Source organism: Tardiphaga sp. 285_C5_N1_2 (genome assembly GCF_052076065.1).
GTDB classification, from domain to species: Bacteria; Pseudomonadota; Alphaproteobacteria; order Rhizobiales; family Xanthobacteraceae; genus Tardiphaga; species Tardiphaga robiniae.
Window position 1 is genome coordinate 889,078 of the sequence record NZ_CP197241.1, and the last position, 23,945, is coordinate 913,022.

Sequence of the window (23,945 nt, forward strand, 5' to 3'; positions counted from 1 at the left end):
CTGGATCCGGTGCCGACCCCGGTCGTTGACGGCTCGGCATCGCCCTTCACGGATTGCTGACGACGAACACGGCGATTCCAGTCCCTAGGACGACGCTCGTGAATTGAAAGCGATTTTCGCACAAGCATTCCGGTTCAAGGCGACACTGCGAGCTGGATCCAACGATCCGACAGAAAGCTAGTGTCCAGGCATAAGTTACGTGGACGGCGCGCCCGTTCACCAAGTGGCGCGGAAGCCGCCAGTGCCCTTGTAGCTGCGGTTCGCCGCCGCGTCTTCAAGGCTCGCGCTATAGGAGACTTCGCCGAACACGGCGTAGCGGCCGTTGGCCCAGCTATAGGTGCCGCCGCCGCCGATGCTGCCCCACAGCCGGTCTTGCGCACTGGCGAAGCCGGTGCCGGCGACATCGACACGGGTGCCGTCGAGGAACTCGTAGCCCAGGTTGCCGATGCCATAGATATCCGAGCGCACGATGCCCGCGCCGTCGTTCCAGGTCTTCTGGTGGTTGAGCGCAAGTCCGGCGCGGCCGAGCAGGCTGTCGCCGTCGCGCAGCGACACCGGGGCGCCGAACCGATCGGTGAAGCGATCGAACTCGGCCTTTGAATAGGACAGCTGCGCCTGCGGCGTCAGCGACCAGCCGTTGCCGACGAAGAACCGCTTGCCGGTTTCAGCGCTGAAGGCATAGCCCACGCCTTCGTTGCCATGCGTCATGGTTCCGGCCAGCACCGAGGAGAGATCGCTGCGGTAGAACATCGATTGCGCCTGGCCGTCGACATAGAAGCCGTTGTCGCCGAACCATGTCAGCGTGCCGCCGACACCCGACCTTCGACGCGGATCCGGCCATTGCCGAAGGCCGATGCGATATTGGCGGTTGTCAGGCCATATTGCCCGGTGAGGCCGACGATCAGCCGACCGCGCTCGTTCTCCATCAGCAGACCGTCGAGGCCCGCCTGCACTTTCAGCTGGTCGGTCTTATAGGTCGAGCCTGTGGTGGTGGAGGGCTGCAAATCAGATTGGCCGCCTTCGATGCGGCCCCAGAACGCCGTGGGCGCTGAAGAGCCGTCGCCTGGTGCCGCCGCGACACCTGCGCGCGCCATGGCATCGCTGCCGCCCCAATAGCGATTGCCGACGCGCTGCTGCATGGTCGGCAGCTCGTTCATGCCGAGCAGCACCTGTGCATAATTCTCGTAAAGTGGAACGCCGGGCTGATACAGCGGGCCCGCAGTCGCTGCTGGACCCGATGCAGACGGCGGATTGATCAGGCTGGAGCGCAGATACCAGTCGCCGTCGGTCGGCGTGCTGACGCCGTTCTTCTGCAGCGTATAGGCATAGGCGCCGCCGACCACGGCCTGCTGGCCCTGAACCACGTAATTGCCGAGCAGTGAGAACGCGCCGTTCGACGCGCCGCCGACATCGATGACCTTGATGCCTTCGACGGTCTGCGCGCCGCTGCCGCCGAGATTGATTACGCGCACGTTGGTGCTGCCTGCGGTGTTGCCGGTGACGACAAGCCGATCGGTCGGCGAGGCATCGCCACCGAGCACCGTCTCGATCTGCAGCGTTCCGCCGTTGCCGGTGTAGTTGCCGGCGACATTGAGCATTCCAATGGAGTTACCGGGCGCCACGATGCCTGCGTTCGACGTGTCGCAGACCGTGCCGGTGCCTTGCAGCGTGCCGCCGGCCAACACAGTCATGGCGCCGCAGACGCTGCCGTTGACCGCGAGCGTGCCGCCGCTCACCGTGGTGCCACCGGTATAAGTGTTGACACCGGAAAGGATCTGCATGCCGCTGCTAAGCGTTAGTCCGCCGGTGCCGGAGATGACGCCGGAGAACAGATCGTTCGCATTCGTGATGGCCAAATTCTTTGCGCCCAGCGCGACCGCACCGCTTCCCGCCAGGCTCTGAATGTTTGTGCCAGCCGCAGTGATACCCGTGACATCGAACGTCCCGTTCGCGACGACGCGGCTCGAACTGCTGATAGCACCGGCGCCGGTGAGCGCCAGGGTGCCAGCCTGGATCGCGGTCTGGCCGGCATAAGTGCTGTTGGCAGCAAGGTTCAGAGTGCCGGCGCCGATCTTGGTCAAGCCGCCGACCCCCGCGAAGCCCGAGGCTGCATCGGTGCCAACCGTGAAGCCGGCGGTGTCGATCGTCATTCCGCCTGCGAGGATGTTGAGGTACGTACCGGAAAATCCACTGATGAAGGTTGCGTTGGTGGCAGTCGCTTTCAAAACGCCATTGTCAAAATTCACCTGCGCCGCGCCAGTCCCCCTTCGCAGGAAGCTCGTCTCCAGCGTACCGCCGCCGCTGATAGTGAGCGTGCCTGAGCCGCCGGCATTGACTCCGACCGTCAGGCCGTTTTGGGCGGTGACCCGCGCGCCATTCTCGATATTGAGTGTGCCTGTCCCACCGTTGCCCATTCTCAATGCGGAACCCGATAGAATCCACTGCGATCCGGCTCCGGTCACGGTGACGGTGCCGGCGCTTCCTCCAGCCGACCCGATCGCAAAAAGAGGTGAGATGCTGGTGAGCGTACTGCCGTTCTGAATCGTCAGATTGGCGAAGGTCCCGCTTTGACCGACAAAGATGTTGCGTGTCGCGCCACTTGCCGGACCATTGACGCCGAGGACTATTGGATTTGGAGACGCCGGGTCGATGGTCGCAGCGGTGGCTGCGGTGGGCGCCACCCCACTGTTCCAGTTCGCTCCGTCGGTCCAGTCGGAGCTTACAGCTCCGGTCCATGTCTGGGCCGATGCCGATCCGGCGGATAGAGCGGTCAGGGCCGCGGTCGACACGCTCGCGAGCAGCAAGCGGGCCCACCGCGCTTTGTTGCTGACGGGAGGAGATCGCCGCGCGCGGCCCCGAGGCTTCTGGCGGATGTCATCTGATTGTCGTCGGATTGTTACATCGCTCACGCATTCGCGCATGACGCTCATTCCAGTTTCGCTTGGGTCCGCACGGTTCGAGGATGCGAATCTCTAGTCGTGCAATCCGCGAAGAACAGTTGCGACGGTAAATGAGCTAAATCAATCCGACAATAACTGGATCGTGTTCAGGGCGAACTAACACGCCGCCTGTGTCGCTCGCGCAACGAAAGACGCTTAACAAAGCCTTTCGAGAGAGAACAAGGGCGTCAAACCTGCTTCTGCAGCTATCAGACTGCCAGTGGGGGCAATCGATGATCACATCACCATAGAAGGCGTGTCACGCGACGCCGTCCAGCGTCACTCCGCCGGAAGCCTTAATGCCGCATTTCTTCGCGCGGTCGACTGTTGATGTCACTGGTGGCCGCCTCGAAGGCGCCAGTGCTGCTGGTCCTGAAGGAGGTATCGACGCCGTAAATCTCGCGCAGCCTTCTTTGCACCGAAGCGACCGCGCGAGTGACGGTGGGCAGTTCAGATGGACCGGCACGGCTGACGTCTTTGGTGGGCCTCTGAAGATTCGCTATGCGCCAATTCTCTGAAAAACGATCATCCAATATAAGTTCAATCTCAACGCCGCTAACGTCCTCGCACCCGTAGCACGAGCGGAGCTCAACCAGCACTGCATGTTCGAGCGCGCCCTTGGGCAGAAGCTTTTTTGCCATTCCCGTATTCCGTATTCCTACGTCGCCGCGGAATTAAGCCGACGCGCAACTGCGTCAGCTGGTACCAGGCGTCGAAAATGATGGTGATTTTGGTCTTTTTTTGGCGGCGGGGGCGCCTCCAATTTGCGACTGTTTCGGGCGTCGCTCCATAAGAACGCCGAGCAGCTACGGATCATCAGGAACAATTTAGTCCAACGTGAGCCGGATGAGTGCGCCACGTGAACGCGTCCTCCGCGAGATGCGACAGATGAAGAACAGGAGCATTACAATGCAGGGCTGGCGCAAAGTTCGTCGCGGGGGGCGTTCCCGAGATCGTTTAACTCGTTGCCCGCTGAGCCGCGCGATAGGGCGCGGGCTCGAGCTCGCCCGGACGGGCTTTTGCCGCCGCGTTCTTAGGTCGATGATTCTCGGTGCAGCAATAACTGGCCTGATTGGGCCGCCCGCTGTCACAGCCGAACTTAGCTGCGCGCGCTATGCTGTCTTTAACAAGCTTCCGAGCAGCTTTCAGGAAATCGCGAGCGGCGATCTTGTCGGCGGTCCCGAGATATTTGTTTTATCGAACGGCCATTGCACCTGCGATAACGGCCCCGCGGTCTCACGCCGTTATAACCGACCGGCTCCTCTGGGCGAAACCTGGTCATGTCGCCATGCATCCGGCGACGAGCTCGAGGTCAGACAGCGGTAGCTGCACCTGGCCCATAGCATTAACTCGAGGTGCTAACGCCTGAATAAATCGTTCATGACGCATTCAGGGTCGCTGACCTACATCCGTCCGCAGAATGGGCGGGAGAAAAGTAATTGGAAGGCCTCAGCGGTTCGGCGGCTGGAATTCGGAAGCGATCAGTTGTGATAGGCGGCCACAAGACGAGCGTCAGTCTAGAGGATGAATTCTGGGACTCGATCAAGGAGATCGCTGCTGAACGCGAGCAGTCAACATCAGATCTCATCAGCGCTCTAGCCGAGGGCCGCGATAGAACTAACCTCTCGTCGGCTCTTCGCATTTTTACGCTAAATCACTACAAGCAGATGCGAGGAATTCGGTGAACGAGCGTTAGACGTCGGGACTTGACGCCGCCCTTAACCTCGCGAGATATCATTGATCGTTCTGGTTCTCTGATAATACATTCATCCGCATCCAATCCATGTCGGAACGTCTAGCGCAAGTAGAACAGGCCAGTCGCCACGTCGCATTTGCTGGCATCTCTGAAAGCGCCGCTCTGGCCAACGAGGCTTTGAAATTCTGCGGCAGGGCACTGGTCGCCGAAACAATACTTCCACTAGCCAGTCGGCAATCCGACTGTTCGCCCTCGCACATTTCCAAGACGACCGTCCTCAATAGAACCGTCCGATGCATCCAACCGCGCTCGTGCAAATCCCGCCCATCGTCTTGATCGCGATGGTCGCGGTTAAATCAATCGATGATAGTGGCTCCTTCCGCCTTCAAACGAGATAGGCCGTCCTTCATTTGCTTAAGCTTCTCTGGAGAGTGCCCGGCCCACTTGGTGACTTCGCCAAGAACCCGTAAAGGATCGCGGGAGCGATAAGATAACGTTGGATTGCCGGCAAATTTTTTGTTCGTAACGTTCGGATCGTCATCCCACGGCCCTGTTGGTTCAACGACGTAAATGCGCGGCGGTTCGCTGCCAAAGGCCAGTTCCGCTCCCCAGATCGCTGCGTCGAGCGTTGCGGAAAAATAAACCCAAGACAGCGGTGCGGCATCGGTGAAGTTGGAACGACAGCCCACCACGATAAGGTCGCCAGGCTGCAGGTTTGCGCGCGTTCCATGGAAGAACGATTGTGAAAAAACACTGGCTGTAACCGACATGGCTTGCGCGTCTGCCTCGTGATGCGAAAGGTTCAATCGGCGAATAGTGAATGGCCGCCTAGCTTTCTATGGGTCGGCTATATCCGGGTGCCACGGTTGTACGCCTCGATTAGCTGGTTGTAGTCCCGTAGGAGACGGGCTGGGGAACCTTCGACCATCCAAGCGCTACCCGGGCTCATCATCATTTTCTGGCCGGAAGTATAAGGCACCTTGTCACGAATCCGGCGCATCAATTGTTTCGCGGTAACCAGAACCGACTTTGCGCTGCTGGCGAACATTGAGCCGACCTTCTCACCGTCCGCGGCGGAGGTCTCCTCCAGCGCCTTCATGTTCGCTTCATATTCGCTCACTGCTTTGGTGATCGCTTCAATGTCCGGCTTGTCGTTATCCTGCAGGCGGAGCATACGCTTGGCATCGATCATGATCGCTTCGACATAGTAGCGAGTCTTCTTGCCTTCCTTGGCCTCGATCGCAATCAGTTCCTCGGCCTTACGTCGATCGTTGATAGCCTCGACGCCGGCGCGCAGCTTCTTGTCGGCATCAGCGAACGCATCCCATGCCGTGACAAGACGAGGGTGCAGCGCGCGACCTTTGGCCATCTTGTCGTCCTTGTAATTCTCCTGCGTGTAATAGTCGTCGGCTTCTTTCAGCAGCGGGCCGAGCGCCGTCGCAGCACTGACATACGCGGACGCCGCAGCCTCCAGTGCACTATCGCGCGGCTTCAGCGTATTGGCCGCTGCGACGTTCTTTGCGCAATCTGCGGTGTCATAGATGGTATAAGTCCCGTAGATGATACGCTCCTTGCCGGTCGGCCCGGACTTCGGCGCCCAGCTGAAATAGCGCGACCGCGAGTCATAGGCACGCGCCGAGAGCCGATTGATGCAACCGACATAGGCGTTGAGCTTTTCGGTCGCAGGAGAAGTTTGCGCCGCTGCGCGCTCGGTGCCGGCTGGTGTCATGGCAAGTGTCGCAGCAGCAATGGCGAACGCGCGAAAAGAAATCATCAACGGGGTCTCCAGCGCCTTGAGGCGATATGCTTTGTGATCGCGCCCACCATAGTGGAGACGTATAATTGCAGCCAGCACTTGCCGCGCATGGCGCTATGACCCGTAAAGGCATCGATCTGGTGCTCCCCATGAGCTAGCTACGGTAGTCGACCCGTTGAGCAACCATTCGATCGGTTCCCGGAAGTCGATTCGCTTTTGAGGCATTTTCGATCAGATTTGACAGTGTTCATTGTCTACGAAGCATCCCCAAGCCGTGCGTCGCAACGGCTGGGGCCTATTGGAAAGTTTGAACGAGATGAATGGGGTCATCGTCAAGACTACGCTTCAACTGATCACGCCCGGAATATTGTTCGTCTTCGGGGTTGCCTTCGTCTGCGCGTGGCTCGTGGAGAAAAAGCGTAACTACCTGCTTTTGCTGGCCAGCGCGTGCGTCCTGTTTGCTCTCGGCGCGATGTCGCAGATCCTGAGTTTGCCTCCCAGCGTGGGCGTCAATGCCATTGTGTCGGGCGCGCTCTACACGTCGGCGGTGATCTCCGCAGTGGAGGGCATCCTGGTGCGTTCGGGAAGGGGGCTAGGTCCGGTCATCGATATGGCGATCCTTGCCGGCTTCGTTTGTCTGCTCGCCTACTTCTTCTATGTCGATCGTAATCTCATCGCCCGGGTCTACATCCAGAATTTCGGCTATGGCTTGCTGATGCTGTTCGCAGCTGGGCGGCTCACCGCGTTGGCGCGCGGGCCGTATGTCGATCGGGCTCTGTTCTGGGTGCTGTTGCTGTTCGGATTGCATTTTTTTCCCCGCACCTTGCTCACGGTCGGATTTTCCGCGCCGATCGACAAGATCACGTTCGGCAATTCGATGTTCTGGCAGGCACTCCAGCTTTCGCTCGCCGTGCTCGGCGCTGGCCTGGCGCTGGCCGTCCTCGCCGCGGCGGTGTCCGACATGATCGACGATCTCCGCCGCGAACGCGATTTCGATTTGTTGACCGGCATTCTGAACCGGCGCGGCTTTCAAGACCGGGTGTCTGCCCATCTGCTCAAACACGGATCGGGCCGTGCTGCGTTCGCCTTGTGCGACATCGACAACTTCAAGAGCATCAACGACACCCTCGGTCATGACGTCGGAGACGATGTCCTGGAAGAGGTGGGACGCATAATGCGCAACGCGTCGCGCAAACGCGACATCGTCGGGCGACTGGGCGGCGAGGAATTTGCGGTGTTCCTTCCGGATACAGAGGAACAGGAAGCGGTTGACTATGCCGAACGGTTGAGGACAGCCATCGAGCAGAACAGCTTTTCTGTCCTGGGGGGAGCGAGGCAGGTCACCGCGAGCTTCGGCGTTGGGAAGCTGCAACCGGGAGATAACTGGCCGAGCCTGTACAAACGGATTGATGGGCGACTTTACGAAGCGAAGCGGACGGGCCGAAACCGCACGATTTCGTCAGCGTCACCGAGCGCTGTGATCGATGCACGCGCTCGCGCAGAACGTTTGCGATTGGACCGGGCAACGTAGTCAGGATTGGCTCGCACCGGAATTCGAACCAGGATCAGAGGGAGGCCACGCAGTTTTCGGCATGCCTGCCAAGGAGCCAGCTAGGCACGATCCGCTCCGAATCGCATAACTTACGATATGGAATGGTCGCTTCCGGCGCAAAGCCGCCGTTCATAGGGCTCGCTGTCGGGGAGCGAGGACTTCTATTTCACCACGCGATAGGCCGCTCCGGCCAAATCCGTCTGGTGGCTCGCGTCGCCTAATTTTTAAATGGAGAAGCTCCGCCGGGTCTGACGTTTATGTTTCCCCGTCCGTATTTGGGTTAGTGGTGCTCAATATCCTGAGGAGATAGAGCCTCCAGTGCTCCTAAGACCGCTACCAGTTTCGGCAGCGTTCGTTTCGAGCGCGGTGTCTACGTCCAAATGACGGCGATCGATGGTTCGTGGCGCCGCTCATGCGTCATGAGGGATGTATCGACATACGGAGCCACGCTGACGACTAAGGCGTCGATCGAAGGCCTTAACCTCTGCGAATTCTTCCTCCTATTATCCACTACCGGACTCGCTTTTCGCAGGTGCGAATTAGCTGGCGTCAAAGGCGATGTTTTCGAAAGGGGCGAAGAAGAAGCCTCAGTCGGTTAAAGCGGAATGGCGCCAGCAACCGATCGACCACGATGGCGCGCAGGATGGCCACGCCCGACTAATTGCAAAGGCTTGAATAAGGATCAACTCCGTGGCGATGAAGTATGTAGTCGCTATGACAAACAATGCTACCGGCCGGAAGCTCCGTGTGGGGAACGGAACTGGTCCGCCAAAGTTTCATCTGCGGTTGATATCACACGCCAATTTGCGCGGAAGGGCAAGATGCACGCAGGAAGAGGTGGTTCGTACGGTGCCGACTCGGCCGTCGATGAGGGCTTCGTGCGTGTTCGCGGAGCTCGCGAGCACAATCTGAAGAATATCGACGTCGACATTCCCCGCAATGCACTTGTCGTTTTTACAGGGGTGTCGGGATCGGGCAAGTCCTCGCTGGCCTTCGGCACGCTCTATGCCGAGGCGCAGCGGCGTTATCTTGAGTCGGTGTCCCCTTACGCGAGAAGATTGTTCAATCAGATGTCCATTCCTGAGGTGGACGAAATCGAAGGTCTACCACCAGCCGTGGCTTTACAGCAGCAACGCGGATCTCCGACGACACGCTCGTCGGTCGGCAGCGTGACGACATTGTCGAACCTGCTGCGCATGCTGTATTCGCGCGCCGGCGACTACCCGCGTGGACAACCACTGCTCTATGCCGAGTCATTTTCGCCCAACACTCCCGAAGGAGCTTGTCCTCACTGTCACGGAATCGGTCGGATCCACGATATTACCGAGGCCTCGATGGTCCCCGATGACAAGCTCACCATAAGGGAGCGAGCCGTGGCGGCTTGGCCGAGTGCCTGGCAGGGACAAAATCTGAGGGACATCCTGGTAACTCTCGGTCATGACGTAGACACGCCCTGGCGCAAACTGCCGAAGAAGACCCGCGACTGGATACTCTTTACCGAGGAACAGCCCACCGTCCCGGTATATGCAGGCTACACGCCAGCTGAGGTGAGGCGAGCCCTCAAACGCAAGGAAGAGCCGAGTTATCACGGCACCTTCACCGGCGCGCGCAAATACGTCTTGCAGACGTTCGCAACAACGCAGAGCGCGATGATGAAGAGGCGGGTTTCGCAATTCATGCTGAGCGGCCGTTGCCCGGTATGTCGGGGAAAACGGCTTAAGCCCGAAGCCCTCTCGGTCAAATTCGCAGGCTTGGATATTGCGGAACTGTCTGAGCTTCCTTTAAGGGGCGTTCGCGAGTTGATCGTGCCGTATCTCGAAGGCAAAGCTCATACGCCCAAAGACCATCCGGAAAAAGCTCTCGTGGTCCAGCGCATCCTGGAAGATCTGAACGGGAGATTGGCGGTTCTGCTCGATCTCGGCCTGGGATATCTCGCCCTCGAGCGCAGCACGCCGACACTGTCCCCCGGCGAATTGCAGCGGCTCCGGCTGGCGACACAAGTCAGGTCGAACCTGTTTGGCGTGGTGTATGTTCTGGATGAGCCCTCCGCTGGGCTTCATCCAGCCGACACCGAAGCTCTCCTGCGAGCGCTGGACCGGCTCAAGGCAGCAGGCAATTCGCTTTTCGTCGTCGAACATGAATTGGATGTCGTCCGCCACGCGGACTGGATAGTCGATGTCGGCCCCGCCGCGGGCGTTCACGGGGGCGAGGTGCTTTACAGCGGTATCCCTAAAGGACTTGCCGGCGTCGAGGCGTCTCAAACAAGGCGCCATCTGTTCGGAAACGCGACGGCCATCGACCGCACGCGCCGTCTCCCGCGAGGTCAGCTACAACTTCGCGGTGTCACCCGCAACAATCTCAATGACCTCGACGTCGACATTCCTGTCGGTGTGTTTACCGCGGTGACCGGCATCTCGGGGTCGGGCAAGTCCAGCTTGATCACTCAATTTCTGGTCGAGAAGGTTGGGGAAATATTGGGGCACAAGAGTGGCGAAGAGGACCGGGGCGCTCCGGACGAAGGAGACCTTCTGGAAACCGCCATTCAAACGCTTGGCGGCAACATCGTCGGGGGCATGGAGCACGTAAAACGTCTCGTTGTCGTCGATCAAAAGCCGATCGGGCGCACCCCGCGGTCGAATCTCGCCACCTATACAGGGCTTTTCGATCACGTCAGAAAGCTGTTCGCGGCCACGAAGCAGGCCAAGACACGGCACTATGATGCCGGCCGCTTTTCTTTCAATGTCGCCAAAGGACGTTGCGAAACCTGTCAGGGGGAAGGCTTCGTCACCGTCGAATTGCTTTTCCTCCCGTCAGTCTACGCGCCATGTCCGACCTGTCATGGGTCGCGCTACAACGCGAAGACGTTGGAAATCAAGATCCGGGACAAATCCATTGCCGACGTGTTGGGCATGACGGTGGACGATGCGCTCGCGTTTTTCGAGAAAGATGCGCTACTCGCACGTTCGCTCGGTGTCATTCGAGAGGTCGGCCTCGGTTATATCAAACTCGGTCAGTCCGCAACGGAACTCAGTGGCGGCGAAGCCCAACGGATCAAGCTCGCTACCGAATTGCAACGAGCTCAGCGGGGGTCGGCACTATATGTACTGGATGAGCCGACGACTGGATTGCATCCCTCAGACATCGAAAAGCTAATGCTGCAGCTTCAAGGCCTGGTGGATGCCGGTAACACGGTGGTCGTCGTCGAACACGATATGGCAGTGGTCGCCGAAAGTGATTGGGTAATCGATATGGGCCCCGGCGCAGGCAATGAGGGCGGATCCGTCGTGACCGCTGGCGAACCGCAACATGTTGCGCGCAACGCCGAAAGCCGCACGGCCAAATTTCTGGAAGCCTCAATCGGTTAGAGACCCGATCAACTTACTCCCGTCTTTCTGAAGAAGCCGGCGCCAGACATGGCTTATCGCAACGTCACCGGGATCGTACCGTAAAATGGGGTGATGCGGGCATTGAAGCCGCCGTGGTCATGGACAAGTCGGCGGGCCAACCGTCAAACTTGATGACACCTGTTCCGGCGAGCTCAGGGGCGCGGCCGGTCAGGGGAGGCGTGATCGTCTACGGCACGATTGAACTCTCTTTGGAACCCGGCGTTGACGGGTATGGAGGTCGTTCGTGTTTCGAATTTTGTATCTTAGCACTGCAAATGAGCCATTTTCATCCGGGGATCTTTCCGAGCTACTGCAAAAGGCAAGGGCCCGGAATGATGCGGCGCATATAACAGGCATGCTTGTCCATTCGGACGGCGACTTTCTTCAGGTGCTTGAGGGAGAGCCGGATAATGTAATCGAAGTTTACAGCCGCATCAGCGTCGATCCGCGGCATCGAGATATCAGCTTGCTCCAGCGCGGCCTTGCATATGGTGATCGACTGTTTCCGAACTGGGCAATGGGCTTCAAGCGGGTGCCGGATCAGACATTAGTTAACGAGGCCGTTGGGTTGAACGGCCGTGTGAAATTGCGATATCTAGATGCTATGTCGGCTCTGGATTTCCTGTTGGCGTGCAGCCAAAACCAGACCTAAACAATCCCTCAGATGGGCGCCCTGAACTTGAGATGGACCTCCAACCTGATGTCTGGCACCTGAGGGGAAGCGCCGAAGCCGCGTGCGTCTCCACGAATGATGGTCCCGGCGAAGCTCAGCGTCGCCTCGTCCAGCCCGAACAGGGACGGGATTTCGTTGGCGTGACGCGATGTCCGCACAGTCGCTTCGAACTTCCCGTCTCGTTGCGAGTAAGCGCCTTTGTACAGCAGAGAAGAATCGCCCCCAAGCAAAACGCCGTCACAGAGCACGACGACGCCGGCACCTCCGGACCCACCGAGACCGGCATTGAACGCAATGCTATAGAGCCCATTTTGTAGCAACGACCTACGCCCTTTGGCCGCGGTGGATAGCTACTTGCAATCGCTCAACTCGCTGTCTGGTTCCATCGACCCGAGGCTTTAGAACACGCCTTCGAAAGTCCGGCGACCGCCGGTATCGCCGACGGAAGCTCTGACGCAAGGCATGGTGAATGCCTTTCCGACCGAGAAGGAACTCAAGAATAGCTTAGCTGTTTTCAAGCCGTGCCCGACGATGACAACATTCTCGAATGTCAAAACACCGAAACGGCATGTCTGATTTCCGGTCAACGCCAAATCCCATTCTCGGGACGAAATGCCCTAGAGAGACGTGACTATGTCGAAGAACACGAACGACGCCGAGACTCTATCCATGTGGGCGACGGATATCCTCCTTGAGGCCCACGCCATCGCGCCCTGTCCGGATCACGGCTATCTGCGCCTTCGTCACAGCCACCATGCCGTGGATTATGCAAGATCGATCGCCGAACATCGAAAGTTCTCCGGTAAGAACAAGGAGCAACGGGTGAAAGCCATCGAGAAAGTACTCGATGGCCTAGCGGACACCTGTCCGGCCTGCGAGTGATGGCCCGGAAGCTCAAGACCTACCAGACATCGATCGGCTTTTTCGACCTGGCCGTTGCCGCGCCGTCCATGAAGGCCGCGCTCGAGATCTGGGGCGCCGACAGCAACCTGTTTCACCAGGGCTTCGCCGAGGAGACCGACGACCCTGCAATCGTCTCGGCAACAATCGCGCATCCCGGCATCGTTTTGCGGAGAGCAGTCGGCACCAATGGCGCGTTCAAGGAGACGAGCGAACTTCCGAAAGGCCTTGCGGCCGGCAAGAAAGTGTCAATTCCGCGGAAGCGGGTGGCTCCTCAGGCCAAAGCGACCAAAGTCGACAACGCGGAAGCACGTAGAGCCGCGGCCATCTTCGACAAACAGCAGCGGAAACGCGAAGCCGACCAGCGCAAGGAAGAGCGAGCCAGGATCAAGGAGCGAGACCGGAAAGCAGCGCAGGTTGCAAGCGCACAAGTAGCCTTTGATGCCGCTGAACAGGAGCACGACGCGAGAGATGCCGCGATACAGGCGGAACGCGACGAAATCGACAATCGCACGGAGGCCGAACGACGGCGCTGGGAGCAGCAACGGGAGAAGCTGGGCGCCGCGCTACGTCGGGCCAAGAAGGGCGGCGACTGAGGCGGGAATTGGAACGGAACTCCGATTGTTCGGTTTCGTAACCATGCAGCCTCGCAACATGGATACAATCTTCATTGCAACGGCTTTTCCACTGGCGCTTATTCTCCTCGCGATCGCGTACGCCCCGTTCTTATTTGGTTGGTTATGATGTGCGGGATCCCCCTGACCTTTGACTTTGCGCTGCGGCTCCATAACTAGGTCGTAGATCCACAGCCTTGGTAGAATCCACTGTCCGACCAATTCAGTTTGTTTGCGGAAAACACGCCAGGTCCCGATGGACTCCGGTATGCCGAAGACTTCGTTTCGGCAGCGGAAGCGCTCGACCTTATAGCCCAAGTGGCCGACTTGCCCCTCCAGCCGTTTCAGTTCGGCCAGTATGAGGGCAAGCGTCGCGTAGCCTCCTTCGGGTTCAGCTACGACTATACGGCACGCCACCTCGTTGAAGCCGAGCCAATTCCTCAATGGCTCTCCGATGTCTCACATCGCGTCGAGACTTTCGGTGGACCCAGTACGCGAATACAGCAAGTCCTCTGCACCGAATACGACGTCGGCGTTGGGATCGGTTGGCACAGGGACAAGCCGCACTTCGACCGGATCTTCGGCCTGTCGCTGGGCGCGATATGCAAGTTCCGATTTCGCAGGCCCGCTTCGACCAAGTTCGAGCGTTTCACCCTCGAAGCGAAGTCCCGTTCGATCTACATGATGTCCGGCGAGGCGCGGTCGGTATGGGAACACAGCATTCCGGCCGTCGAAGCCAAACGCTACTCCATCACCTTCCGGACGATGGTCGAGCGTAGCCCCTAAATGGCAAAGAATCGGATATCGAGGACGAATGGCGAAACGGACCGGCAGCGCCGATCTTCCTTTGCATGGTGGACGGGTTCCGCCATGGCTGGCCTCGCGCATGTCAGCGCTCGGTGCCATCGTCACCCAGGCGATCGTCCACCATTACGGTCGCGACGAATTTTTGCGGCGGCTGTCCCATCCGTTCTGGTTTCAATCCTTCGGTGCCGTGATGGGAATGGACTGGCATTCGTCCGGGATCACGACCAGCGTCATCGGTGCTCTCAAGCGCGGCCTGGGTCCGCTGCAGGACGAACTCGGCATCCACGTCTGCGGAGGTCGGGGCCAGCATTCGCGGAAAACTCCTGACGAACTTCACGCGCTCGGCGACCGCATCGGATTCGACGGGGCCGCCCTGACGCGCGCGAGCCGTCTCGTCGCCAAGGTCGATAGCGCAGCGGTCCAGGATGGCTTCGATCTCTACCTGCACGGCTTCTTCGTCACCGACGAGGGCAAATGGACGGTGGTCCAGCAGGGCATGAACGGCGACAAGAAACAGGCCCGTCGCTATCATTGGCATTCCGAGAACCTGACGAGTTTCGTCGATGAACCGCACAGCGCCATCGATGGTCCGTTTCAAGGAAACGTCGTCAATCTGACGGATGGGCGCGCCGCGCCTTCCCGAACAGCGCAACTGGACCTGCTGAGGGCTTTGGGACCCGACGGCATCGTCGACGAGTTCGCGGCGCTGACTGGCAGCGCGCCTGCCCAGCCCCTCCTGCCGCATCTCGTCATGCCGGCGCATCACGATGTCCGCTCGAGCGATGTGTTCACCCGGCGCCTTCATGGCACGCTCGCCGCGGCTGCCGAGCGCGGGCCGCTCGACTTTCCCGAGCTACTGCTCACGCCGGGCGTCGGCGCACGGACGGTCCGCTCGCTTGCGATGGTGGCCGAGGTCGTCCATGGCGCGCCGTACCGCTTCCGCGACCCGGCGCGGTTTTCACTCGCCCATGGAGGCAAGGATCGTCACCCGTACCCGGTGCCGATCAAGGTCTACGACGAGACCATCCGCGTGCTGAAGACAGCCGTCCAGAACGCCAAGCTCGGCCGAGACGAGGAGATGCAGACTCTGAAACGGCTCGACGACCAGGCTCGCCGCCTCGAACAAACGGCAAGCGGTCCGTCCTTCGAGGATTTCGTGGATGGCGAATTACAGGCATCCTCCGCGCTCGGCGGTCGCTCGGTCTTCGGCTTGGAGGAGGAGCGATTCGGCGAGCGCTCGACAGCGAAATGAACACCCGGCTGCCGCGCGTAACGCCCCTGACGCTGAAGAGCAAGGACGCGCTCGCGCTTTCAGCCCTCCTGATGAAGCCGCGGAACGCGCAAGCCTGTTTCGTCTTCGCCCACGGTGCAGGCGCAGGCATGACGCACCCGTTCATGGAAGATGTCGCTGCAAAGCTTTATGGCCATGGCATCGCGACCTTGCGCTTCCAGTTCCCGTTCATGGAGAAGGGCAGCAAACGCCCCGACACTCCGGCTGTTGCGCATGCGGCCATACGATTGGCCGTGGCGGACGCCCGCCGTCGATGCCGCGGCATGCCTATTATCGCGGGTGGCAAGTCATTCGGCGGGCGCATGACCTCGCAGGCGCAAGCAGAAGATCCGATCGAAGATGTGCGCGGGCTGGCCTTTGTCGGTTTCCCCCTACATCCGACCGGTAAACCTTCGATCACAAGGGCCGAACACCTTGCAGGCATTCGGATCCCCATGCTCTTCATCCAGGGAACGCGTGATAAGTTGGCGGAGCCCGTGCTCCTTCGCCAAGTTTGCAAGGGACTGAGATCGAGGGCAACCTCTCACCTAATCGATGGCGCCGATCACGGCTTTCATATCCCGGCCCGCAGCGGACGGACCGACCAGGACGTAGTGGCGGAAATTGCGCTCACCATCTCCCAATGGGGGGAGCGCTTGGAAAGCTAATGTCGCCCCCGTCGAGCCCGCTCGGATCGAATTACTTCGCGCCCATGTCTCCGGCCAGCAAAGCTGCATACGCCCGGGCCTTTTCGAGTGCCCTGACTTCCACCTGCCGCACACGCTCGCGTGACACGCCCAGTTCTGCGGCCAGGTCGTCAAGTGTAAGAGGGGTATCCGACAGCCATCGTGCTTCGATGATACGCTGCTCTCTCGGTTTCAGATGGGCGAGCGCTTGCCCGAGGATCTGCCGCCTCCAGTTAAGTTCGCTGCGTTCCGCGACGTCGTCTTCAAAATTCGACGTTGGGTCGGCCAAGCGCTCCTGCCACTCAGCGCCTTCTTCTTCGTCCACTCGTGAAGCCGCATTGAGCGACATGTCGCCGAGGAACCGCCGGTTCATCTCAATGACCTCGCGTTCAGGCACATTCAAGCGGCGCGCTATCGTTGCTACGTGGTCGGGCTGCATATCGCCTTCTTCGAGCGCTGCGATCTTGCTCTTCAAGCGACGCAGGTTAAAGAACAGCCGCTTTTGGGTGGACTTGGCGCTAATCTGGACGATCGACCACGACCGCAGGATGTAATCTTGGATCGTTGCCTTGATCCACCAGGTGGCGTAGGTCGCAAGCTTGAAACCTTTAGACGGATCAAATCGCTTCACGGCTTGCATCAGGCCGATGTTGCCTTCCGAAATGACATCAGCGATGGGCAGCCCATAGCCGCGATAGCGCATCGCCAATTTGGCGACCAGCCGGAGATGGCTGGTCACAAGATGATAGGCAGCGTTCCTGTCGCCGTGTTCGCGTAAGCGCCTGGCGTAGGCGAGCTCCTCTTCAGGTTTGAGGAGAGGAAACTGCTTGATCGCGGTGAGATAGTTTGTAAGGCCTTCTCCAGCGGCCAAGGCTGGAAGTGCGAACTGGGTCATCCCTGCCTCCTGTCGATTTCGCGAGTGATCAACGCGCCATGCCAAATGTCGCGCAAATCCGCGACGGCCGAAGCCATCGCGGAACGATTGCACGAAGTGATCGAATAGGCGTCAGGCCGCCTTGGCTTCAAGTTGCTCGACGTTTGAGCGCGGACCTGCGTTGATGGCGATCTTTCGCGGCTTCATGGCCTCGGGAATCTCGCGGATCAGGTTGATCTGCAGAAGGCCGTTCTCGAAAGTCGCGCTGGTTACCTGGACATGGTCGGCGAGGTTGAATTGCCGCTTGAACGCGCGACCAGAAATGCCCTGGAACAGGAAGTCGCGCTTCTGTTCGCCTTTGCGGCCCTCGACCGTCAGAACGTTCTGCTCTGCCGTCAAGCTGATCTCGTCCGGCGAAAAACCCGCCAGAGCAAGCGAGATGAGGTATCGGTCATCCCCGACACGTTCGATATTGTATGGGGGGAAACTGTCCTCGTTCGCGCGCTGAGCGGCATCCACGAGGTCAAACAGGCGGTCGAAGCCAATGCTTGAGCGCCAAAGCGGAGCAAAGTCGTAAGTCTTCATAGCCAAATCCTCCAATGAGCAAGATGGGTATGAGCGGGCGCCGGACACCCCCGGCGTCCGCCTCACGCTGGACCCAACCTCTGGCGTCCAGCGCACCTAAAATAAAAAAAACTGGCGGAAAGTTTCAAGGGGGGTGGGGCAAATTTTTTTGGCTTCCGCGCGGGCGAATTCTTGACCGCCCAGTCGACCGCTCTACATCGCTGATCGCCGTCTCAAACAGAAAGGAGTGAAGGAGGCGACCACTAAGCTTACGTCGATCCATGACGCCTAGTAAGGGGCGATTAGCCGATCGCGGTCGAGACGACTGATCCCGCCAGATGCGGCGGGCTCCTAGCGCCGACGGGGGCGTTTCACCACTGGCTTTCCTTCTTCGACGGCAATGCCATCCGATGCCCAAGCGGTATGAACGCATTCCTTGTCTGGGATGAACGGACTCCTCAACTCTCTGACAGCCGCAAACCCTATCAGCTGAATATTTGGCAATCGCGGCGGTCAGCTAACCTGGCCAAACGGATAATTGGAACCTGACGGCCGGCAACGAATTGACCAAATTCCGAATTTTATTGAATTTATGGGGTCACGTGAGCCTTTTTCTCAGTCCCGTTCGAAACGCTTCGAGTCGTCGCGACCTTGTACAGCTGCCGCCAGCTGAGGCCTTCGCATGACGGCAATGATGGCTTCGGGGCTGCGCAGTGATGTGCTATCCGCATTGGGCGATCATATCCGCCAGATATCAGACCCTGACGATCTTGCGTACTCCGCCGCGGAGACCTTGGGGCGGGCTCTCGGTGTCAGCCGCGCGGGTTACGGCACGATCGACCTTTCCGCTGAAACCATTACGATAAGCCGGGACTGGAATGCGCCGGGCATAAAAAGCCTGGCTGGGGTTCTGCAATTCCGGGATTACGGCAGCTACATTGAGGACTTGAAGCGCGGCGTAACCGTGGTGTTCGCCGACGCCGAAAAAGATGGTCGGGTAGGACATCAGGCGAAGGCCCTTGAGCTTATTTCGGCACGCGCCTTGGTGAACATGCCCATCCTTGAGCCAAACGGCGTGGTGGCATTGCTCTATCTCAACAATGCCGAAGCACGAGAATGGTCAGACGCCGAACTTGACCTCATGCGGGAGGTCGCTGACCGGACCCGGACTGCGGTAGAACGGCGTAGGGCAGAGGCAACTATTCGGGCGAATGAAGCCCGTCTTGTCTTTCTGGATGACCTCGGCAAAGAAACTGCGAAGTGCCGGAGGGCCGACGAGATTCTATCAGTCACGACCCGGATGCTAGGCCAGCACCTCAATGTGTCTAACTGCGCCTATGCCGACATGGATGAAGATCAGGATGGCTTTACTATTCGCGGCGACTGGGCAGCACCTGGCGCGAAACACATCTTAGGTCACTACAGCCTTGCTGACTTCGGCAGAAAAGCTGTTCAGGAGCTGGGTAACGGCCGACCGCTGATCATCAATGACAATCTTGAAGAATTGGAGCCGGAAGAAGCCCGAACCTTCCAAGATATTGGGATCGGATCCACTATTTGCATGCCCTTCGTGAAAGAGGACCGCTTAACGGCATTGATGGCAATACATCATCAGGCCGCCCATCGCTGGGCGGCTGGCGAGCTGGCCCTGCTTGCGGAGGTTACCGAAAGGTCGTGGGCTCATATCGAGCGAGTCCGTTCAGAAGAAGCCGCGCGAGAAGCCGCAGAACGCCTCAGCCTAGCTAACAACGCAGCCGGTATCGGAACGTGGGACTTTGACCCGTTAAATAACGTCCTTCGCTGGGACGCGAGATGCAAAGCTCTGTTTGGCCTTTCATCCGAAGCCGAGATTTCATATGAAAAATCGTTTCTTGCGGGGCTGCATCCTGACGATCGCGAACGCGTTCATCGCGCGGTGACCAACACCTTGGACCCCTCCTCCTCGGCTGCATATCGCATCGAGTATCGGACGATTGGAATCGAGGACCGGATCGAACGATGGCTCGCCGCAACGGGTGACGCAATATTCGTCAATCACAACGCAGTGCGCTTTGTTGGCACTGTCATCGATATCACGGCGCGCAAGAAATCCGAACGACATCTCAGGATCTTGAATGACACGGGGGCAACCGTCGCCAGGGAACGCAATCTCGAGACCATCGTCCAGACCGTTACGGATGCCGGCCTGGAGCTCTGCGGTGCGGAATTTGGCGCGTTCTTCTACAATGTTCTCTCGCCCGAGGGCGAGAGCTACATGCTCTACGCGCTCTCCGGCGCGCCCCGGTCTGCATTCGCGAATTTTCCGATGCCGCGGAATACAGCAGTGTTTGAGCCGACGTTTCTTGGCACGGCGGTTGTACGATCAGAAAACATCCTCGCCGACCCGCGATACGGCAAGAACGCTCCCCGCAAAGGAATGCCCGAAGGCCACCTTCCGGTGCGCTCGTACCTTGCGGTACCGGTCATCTCACGCACCGGTGACGTTTTGGGGGGGCTGTTCTTCGGCCATCAGGAAATCGGCAAGTTCCAAGAAGAGCATGAGGCTGCTCTCTTGGGGATTGCGGGACACGCGGCGACGGCCATCGACAATGCGAGGCTGTTTGCGGCTGTCGAAAGGGAGCTCGCCGAGCGAAAACGGGCCGAGGCGGAGCTGCAGGCGCTCAATATCGATCTCGAGCAGCGCGTGGCCACAGAGATTGCCGAACGTTCGAAGGCGGAGGAGCAGCTGCGACAGGCCCAAAAGATGGAGGCGGTTGGCCAATTGACTGGCGGGATAGCTCACGACTTTAACAACATGCTCGCCGTGATCATCGGAGGCTTGAATCTAGCCCGCCGGAAGCTGGCAAAGGGTGACATTGACATCACCCGCTTCATTGACGGAGCCTTGGACGGCGCTAACCGGGCCGCTACCTTAACCCAGCGCTTGCTGGCTTTCTCCCGCCTGCAGCCCTTAGCTCCAGAAGTCATCGTAGTGAATCGTATGATCGCGGGTATGAGCGAGCTTCTCGATCGGTCGCTGGGCGAGACCATTGCAATCGAGACAGTGCTCGCAGCGGGGGTGTGGAACGTCCAAGCCGATCCGGCTCAACTTGAGAGCGCTTTACTCAACCTCGCGGTCAATGCGCGGGACGCGATGCCTCAAGGAGGAAAACTCACGATCGAAACGATGAACGCGTCTGTGGATGCGGCGTATGCCCGACAATACTCAATTGAACCGGGACAGTTCGTTCTCATCGCAGTGACCGACAGCGGTACCGGTATCAACAGCGATGTGCTGAGCAAAGTTTTTGATCCGTTCTACACGACCAAAGAAGTCGGAAAAGGCACGGGCCTTGGCCTTAGTCAAGTATACGGCTTCGTGCGTCAGTCGGGCGGTCATGTGAAGATTTATTCGGAACTTGATGTTGGCACCACCGTAAAAATCTACCTGCCGCGTTTCTACGGCGAGGTTACGACCGATGCTTCGACTGGCGCGGTGCGCGCAGACGTGGGGCAGCATCAAGAGCTGGTCCTGGTGGTTGAGGACGAAGAACGCGTGCGAGCGATCTCTGTCGAGACGCTTCGAGAACTTGGCTATTCGGTCATAGAAGCTGCAAGCGCGCGAGAAGCCATTCACCTCATTGAGAACGGCTCACGGCCCGATTTGGTTTTCACGGACGTTGTGATGCCCGAAATGACAGGCAGTGAGCTCGCAAAAGTCCTCCAACCGCTGTTGCCCGACGCCAAGATTTTGTTCACCACGGGCTATACGCGAAACGCCATAGTCCATAATGGCGTTCTGGATGCGGGTACGCATCTCATCTCAAAGCCTTATACAATCAACGATCTTGCAGAAAAGGTCAGGGCGTTGCTTGACGGCCTCTAAAACCAAAGCTGCGGCGCCTTAAGCTGAACGAAAACAACAGATACAGGAGCTCCGGCAGCCGACGTATTCCCCTCGATCGACGCGATCAATTGACGCTCCTCGGCTAATGCCCATCGGCCAGATCGAAGGTGCACGGAAGCCTCAATATCGGGAACAGACAGGAAATCGATTGGGATATCGCACTTGGATTATGTAAACAGAAGTGGTTGATTTGGTTCCGCTCCAAGATTGATGAGTGCAGATCAACAGGTCTCGCCGCGTCAGGTTTTTCGACGATTCCCCAATTTATTGCATCTTGACAGTGCAAGTCAGATCGAGGAAATGCGGCCTCCCGCCAAATTTCCGACGTCACGATGGTCAAATCCGAACTTGTTCCACGCATCGCTAAACATAACCCGCGCCTCTACCAGCGGGACCTTGAGAACATCGTGAACGCGATTCTCGATGAGATCGTCGCTGCGCTGGCGCGCGGTGATCGGGCTGAGCTTCGCGGTTTCGGCGCATTCTCGGTAAGGCATCGCCCCGCTCGTGCAGGCCGCAACCCACGTACTGGAAAACATGTTACCGTGCACCAAAAGAGCCTTCCGTTCTTCAAGGCCGGAAAGGAAATGCGCGAGCGCCTGAATCGCGAAAATGCTGCGCCGGAAATGAGCGCTGCCTCAAGACCGGCCGCCGGTTTTTCGGGGAGCTAAACCAGCTTTGTCTAATCGTAGGGGAAAGTCTGAAAGCATTTTAGGCGCAATCGCCAAGGACCGGCGCTCTCCTCACGCGCAGATTTTTTCCTGTCTGGGGAAAATGCATACTGCGTATCACAAAACGAGTAGGCGGAAACCTCAACGACATCCGCCACTTGAGCTATTTTTCGGACGGCGAGGTACGCATCACAGATACGCAACTGCGTACCGCGTACCGTAGGGTAAAGGTCTGGCGCCGGATGCCTTAGCGGCGCGTGCCTTTAATGAAGTTTTTAAGACGAGCTTCGAAAAAGGCCGTTCCGATACAGAAGCTACAGCTCACGAGATGTCTTTTGCTGTTTGCTATCGGACGCGTCCGTTTCTCCGCATTCCGCGCGCACGATGCCTATTGATCGTGAACGTTTAGCCACAACTGGATTGCTCGCGCGGCACGCATCCACTCGCTGGAGCTTTGGGGGACGCTTCGGCTGTGCTGATATCCAGCCAGATCGCGGATCGCAGTCAAAGCTACTCGTTCAGCCTCGGCCATCGCGGGAGAGGTGTTCGTGGTAACCTGCTCGGTGGCCAGGCCGTTCAGCAAAATGCGGGCTTCCTGCTCGGTGCTGATCGCGGCGACCTTCAGGATCGATCTGCAGTAACGGGCCTTGATCAGGCTTTGGTCGTCGCTCATTCGAGAGCGCTCGGCGGCTTGGGCATGTGGCAGCGTAGGAAGGTCAAACTGGTTGGTCTTGTTCAAGATGCAGCCTTGGTCGATGGGACCATAGAACAGGCAATCGCCGGCTTAGTTCCCGCCCGTGAAGGGAGGTCAAACTTCTTTCAGGAGGTAGCGAGCGCGGAGCTGCTTCTCTATTCGCACCACAGTCTTTGCCAGATCGGGATAGTGCCGGCGTTCGGTGGCATTCGTCAGCGCGGACCAATTGCCGTTACCGATTGGAATAATCGCAATCCCGGCATTGGGAAAGTTGGAGCCTGCAAGCTTCTCGTGAAAGAGCCAGATCAGCTCGTTGGCGGTCGCTTTCTTTTTAAGCATGGAGGTCAGACTTCAGGACGAGGTGGGAGTCTGACTTCCTGTAAGGGATCACTCCGGGGCGCGCAATTCATATTGATGGCGCAGTTTGTTTACGGTCATTTCCAGCGCACTATGCAAAGCACCCGGATCAATTCGGCCTTCTGTGAAGGCATACAGAGTCCAATTCGTATCGGCTCGAAGGTCACTGTATTGGACGTCGACTGCCTTCAGCGTCTCGCAACCTGGGCGTTTTCTCATCTCCGCGAGGGCTTCGCGCTCCAGCTCCTTTTTAGAAAGTATCACTTTCATCGATTGGCTCCGGCGAGTTTTCCAGAAAACAGCCGCTGTGGCGGATCGTTCCCGGTCGCGAAGGTTCAGCAATGAATGATCACTCTGTCGCCATGTTTCACGCCGCCCTTAAGGTGGTCATCAAACGTGCAATCATCGTGCTCGATGCGCTCGGCGACTCCGAGATGAGGTGTCAGAACCAGGGGCAGGTCTGGATAGGGCGATCAACGATGTGCGCTGGCTGAGGGTATATTGACTGACAACTCTCACCTTGATTGAAGAAATGCGCCCGCCACGGAGATGTCCGCGGCGGCCGTAATTGTTCTGATTGTCTCGCCAATCGTCTGGCAAATAGAAAAGGCCGGCATTCA

At 58.7% G+C, this 23,945-nt stretch carries 21 protein-coding genes and 1 pseudogene; 12 read left to right on the forward strand and 10 right to left on the reverse strand.

Going from position 1 to position 23,945, the window contains the following annotated elements; genetic code table 11:
• Nucleotides 1-216 precede the first annotated feature (216 nt).
• From AB7951_RS04175 to AB7951_RS04185, 3 genes are all read right to left on the reverse strand, one after another.
• Nucleotides 217-882 carry an autotransporter outer membrane beta-barrel domain-containing protein gene (locus AB7951_RS04175; RefSeq protein WP_441256108.1) on the reverse strand — a complete coding sequence of 222 codons (666 nt, stop codon included), beginning with the start codon at nucleotides 880-882 and terminating at the stop codon, nucleotides 217-219.
• The gene (locus tag AB7951_RS04180; RefSeq protein WP_441255690.1) at nucleotides 798-2,681 is read right to left on the reverse strand and encodes an autotransporter outer membrane beta-barrel domain-containing protein; all 1,884 of its coding nucleotides are present in this window, start codon (nucleotides 2,679-2,681) and stop codon (nucleotides 798-800) included. Before AB7951_RS04180 ends, AB7951_RS04175 begins: the two co-directional genes overlap by 85 nt.
• 554 nt (nucleotides 2,682-3,235) lie before the next feature.
• Complete coding sequence (locus AB7951_RS04185; RefSeq protein ID WP_439072836.1) at nucleotides 3,236-3,580, reverse strand: hypothetical protein; 345 nt, start codon at nucleotides 3,578-3,580, stop codon at nucleotides 3,236-3,238.
• A 798-nt stretch (nucleotides 3,581-4,378) separates the two neighbouring features.
• On the opposite strand from AB7951_RS04185, the gene AB7951_RS04190 reads away from it, so the two are divergent.
• Complete coding sequence (locus AB7951_RS04190; RefSeq protein ID WP_439072835.1) at nucleotides 4,379-4,624, forward strand: ribbon-helix-helix domain-containing protein; 246 nt, start codon at nucleotides 4,379-4,381, stop codon at nucleotides 4,622-4,624.
• Between the two features lie 367 nt (nucleotides 4,625-4,991).
• Here the strand turns inward: AB7951_RS04190 and arr are convergent, their stop codons facing one another.
• Together arr and AB7951_RS04200 are read right to left on the reverse strand one after the other, a co-directional pair.
• Nucleotides 4,992-5,405, reverse strand: coding sequence for an NAD(+)--rifampin ADP-ribosyltransferase (gene arr / locus AB7951_RS04195; RefSeq protein WP_441255691.1), 414 nt, complete (start codon nucleotides 5,403-5,405; stop codon nucleotides 4,992-4,994).
• 77 nt (nucleotides 5,406-5,482) lie between these two features.
• Nucleotides 5,483-6,409 carry a DUF3829 domain-containing protein gene (locus AB7951_RS04200; RefSeq protein WP_441255692.1) on the reverse strand — a complete coding sequence of 309 codons (927 nt, stop codon included), beginning with the start codon at nucleotides 6,407-6,409 and terminating at the stop codon, nucleotides 5,483-5,485.
• A 298-nt stretch (nucleotides 6,410-6,707) separates the two neighbouring features.
• Here AB7951_RS04200 and AB7951_RS04205 point away from each other — a divergent pair, with 298 nt between their 5' ends.
• From AB7951_RS04205 to AB7951_RS04245, 9 genes and pseudogenes are all read left to right on the forward strand, one after another.
• A complete protein-coding gene (locus tag AB7951_RS04205; protein WP_441255693.1) occupies nucleotides 6,708-7,922 on the forward strand; it encodes a diguanylate cyclase domain-containing protein in 1,215 nt (404 codons plus the stop codon).
• A gap of 401 nt (nucleotides 7,923-8,323) precedes the next feature.
• Nucleotides 8,324-8,503, forward strand: a pseudogene (locus AB7951_RS04210) (PilZ domain-containing protein); the annotation flags it as partial.
• A 261-nt stretch (nucleotides 8,504-8,764) separates the two neighbouring features.
• Entirely contained in the window at nucleotides 8,765-11,308 is a 2,544-nt protein-coding gene (gene uvrA / locus AB7951_RS04215; protein WP_184511666.1) for an excinuclease ABC subunit UvrA, read from the forward strand.
• 265 nt (nucleotides 11,309-11,573) lie between these two features.
• Nucleotides 11,574-11,981 carry a BLUF domain-containing protein gene (locus AB7951_RS04220; protein ID WP_120286829.1) on the forward strand — a complete coding sequence of 136 codons (408 nt, stop codon included), beginning with the start codon at nucleotides 11,574-11,576 and terminating at the stop codon, nucleotides 11,979-11,981.
• A 654-nt stretch (nucleotides 11,982-12,635) separates the two neighbouring features.
• A complete protein-coding gene (locus tag AB7951_RS04225) occupies nucleotides 12,636-12,884 on the forward strand; it encodes a hypothetical protein (protein WP_149532895.1) in 249 nt (82 codons plus the stop codon).
• Nucleotides 12,884-13,498 (forward strand): cell envelope biogenesis protein TolA, encoded by a 615-nt coding sequence (locus tag AB7951_RS04230; protein ID WP_120286826.1) that lies wholly within the window; start codon nucleotides 12,884-12,886, stop codon nucleotides 13,496-13,498. Before AB7951_RS04225 ends, AB7951_RS04230 begins: the two co-directional genes overlap by 1 nt.
• A 246-nt stretch (nucleotides 13,499-13,744) precedes the next feature.
• Nucleotides 13,745-14,302: an alpha-ketoglutarate-dependent dioxygenase AlkB gene (locus AB7951_RS04235; protein WP_068738783.1), complete on the forward strand. Its 558-nt coding sequence runs from the start codon at nucleotides 13,745-13,747 to the stop codon at nucleotides 14,300-14,302.
• Between the two features lie 28 nt (nucleotides 14,303-14,330).
• Nucleotides 14,331-15,575 carry a DUF763 domain-containing protein gene (locus AB7951_RS04240; RefSeq protein ID WP_441255694.1) on the forward strand — a complete coding sequence of 415 codons (1,245 nt, stop codon included), beginning with the start codon at nucleotides 14,331-14,333 and terminating at the stop codon, nucleotides 15,573-15,575.
• Nucleotides 15,572-16,261, forward strand: a complete 690-nt coding sequence (locus tag AB7951_RS04245; protein WP_441228184.1) for an alpha/beta hydrolase family protein — start codon at nucleotides 15,572-15,574, stop codon at nucleotides 16,259-16,261. Before AB7951_RS04240 ends, AB7951_RS04245 begins: the two co-directional genes overlap by 4 nt.
• Nucleotides 16,262-16,292: 31 nt before the next feature.
• Here the strand turns inward: AB7951_RS04245 and rpoH are convergent, their stop codons facing one another.
• Both rpoH and AB7951_RS04255 read right to left on the reverse strand, forming a co-directional pair.
• Nucleotides 16,293-17,174, reverse strand: coding sequence for an RNA polymerase sigma factor RpoH (rpoH, locus tag AB7951_RS04250; protein ID WP_439059641.1), 882 nt, complete (start codon nucleotides 17,172-17,174; stop codon nucleotides 16,293-16,295).
• A 111-nt stretch (nucleotides 17,175-17,285) separates the two neighbouring features.
• Nucleotides 17,286-17,738 (reverse strand): Hsp20 family protein, encoded by a 453-nt coding sequence (locus tag AB7951_RS04255; RefSeq protein WP_231081045.1) that lies wholly within the window; start codon nucleotides 17,736-17,738, stop codon nucleotides 17,286-17,288.
• Between the two features lie 661 nt (nucleotides 17,739-18,399).
• Between AB7951_RS04255 and AB7951_RS04260 the strand changes: the two genes are divergently transcribed.
• The gene (locus tag AB7951_RS04260) at nucleotides 18,400-21,582 is read left to right on the forward strand and encodes a GAF domain-containing protein (RefSeq protein ID WP_441255695.1); all 3,183 of its coding nucleotides are present in this window, start codon (nucleotides 18,400-18,402) and stop codon (nucleotides 21,580-21,582) included.
• Nucleotides 21,583-21,935: 353 nt separating this feature from the next.
• The gene (locus tag AB7951_RS04265) at nucleotides 21,936-22,274 is read left to right on the forward strand and encodes an integration host factor subunit beta (protein WP_120286819.1); all 339 of its coding nucleotides are present in this window, start codon (nucleotides 21,936-21,938) and stop codon (nucleotides 22,272-22,274) included.
• A 388-nt stretch (nucleotides 22,275-22,662) separates the two neighbouring features.
• Here the strand turns inward: AB7951_RS04265 and AB7951_RS04270 are convergent, their stop codons facing one another.
• From AB7951_RS04270 to AB7951_RS04280, 3 genes are all read right to left on the reverse strand, one after another.
• On the reverse strand, nucleotides 22,663-23,013 hold the full coding sequence (locus AB7951_RS04270; RefSeq protein WP_068738777.1) for a hypothetical protein: 351 nt from the start codon (nucleotides 23,011-23,013) through the stop codon (nucleotides 22,663-22,665).
• Between the two features lie 69 nt (nucleotides 23,014-23,082).
• Nucleotides 23,083-23,307 (reverse strand): hypothetical protein, encoded by a 225-nt coding sequence (locus tag AB7951_RS04275; protein WP_068738776.1) that lies wholly within the window; start codon nucleotides 23,305-23,307, stop codon nucleotides 23,083-23,085.
• Nucleotides 23,308-23,355: 48 nt separating this feature from the next.
• A complete protein-coding gene (locus tag AB7951_RS04280; protein ID WP_139069979.1) occupies nucleotides 23,356-23,595 on the reverse strand; it encodes a hypothetical protein in 240 nt (79 codons plus the stop codon).
• Nucleotides 23,596-23,945: the final 350 nt, after the last annotated feature.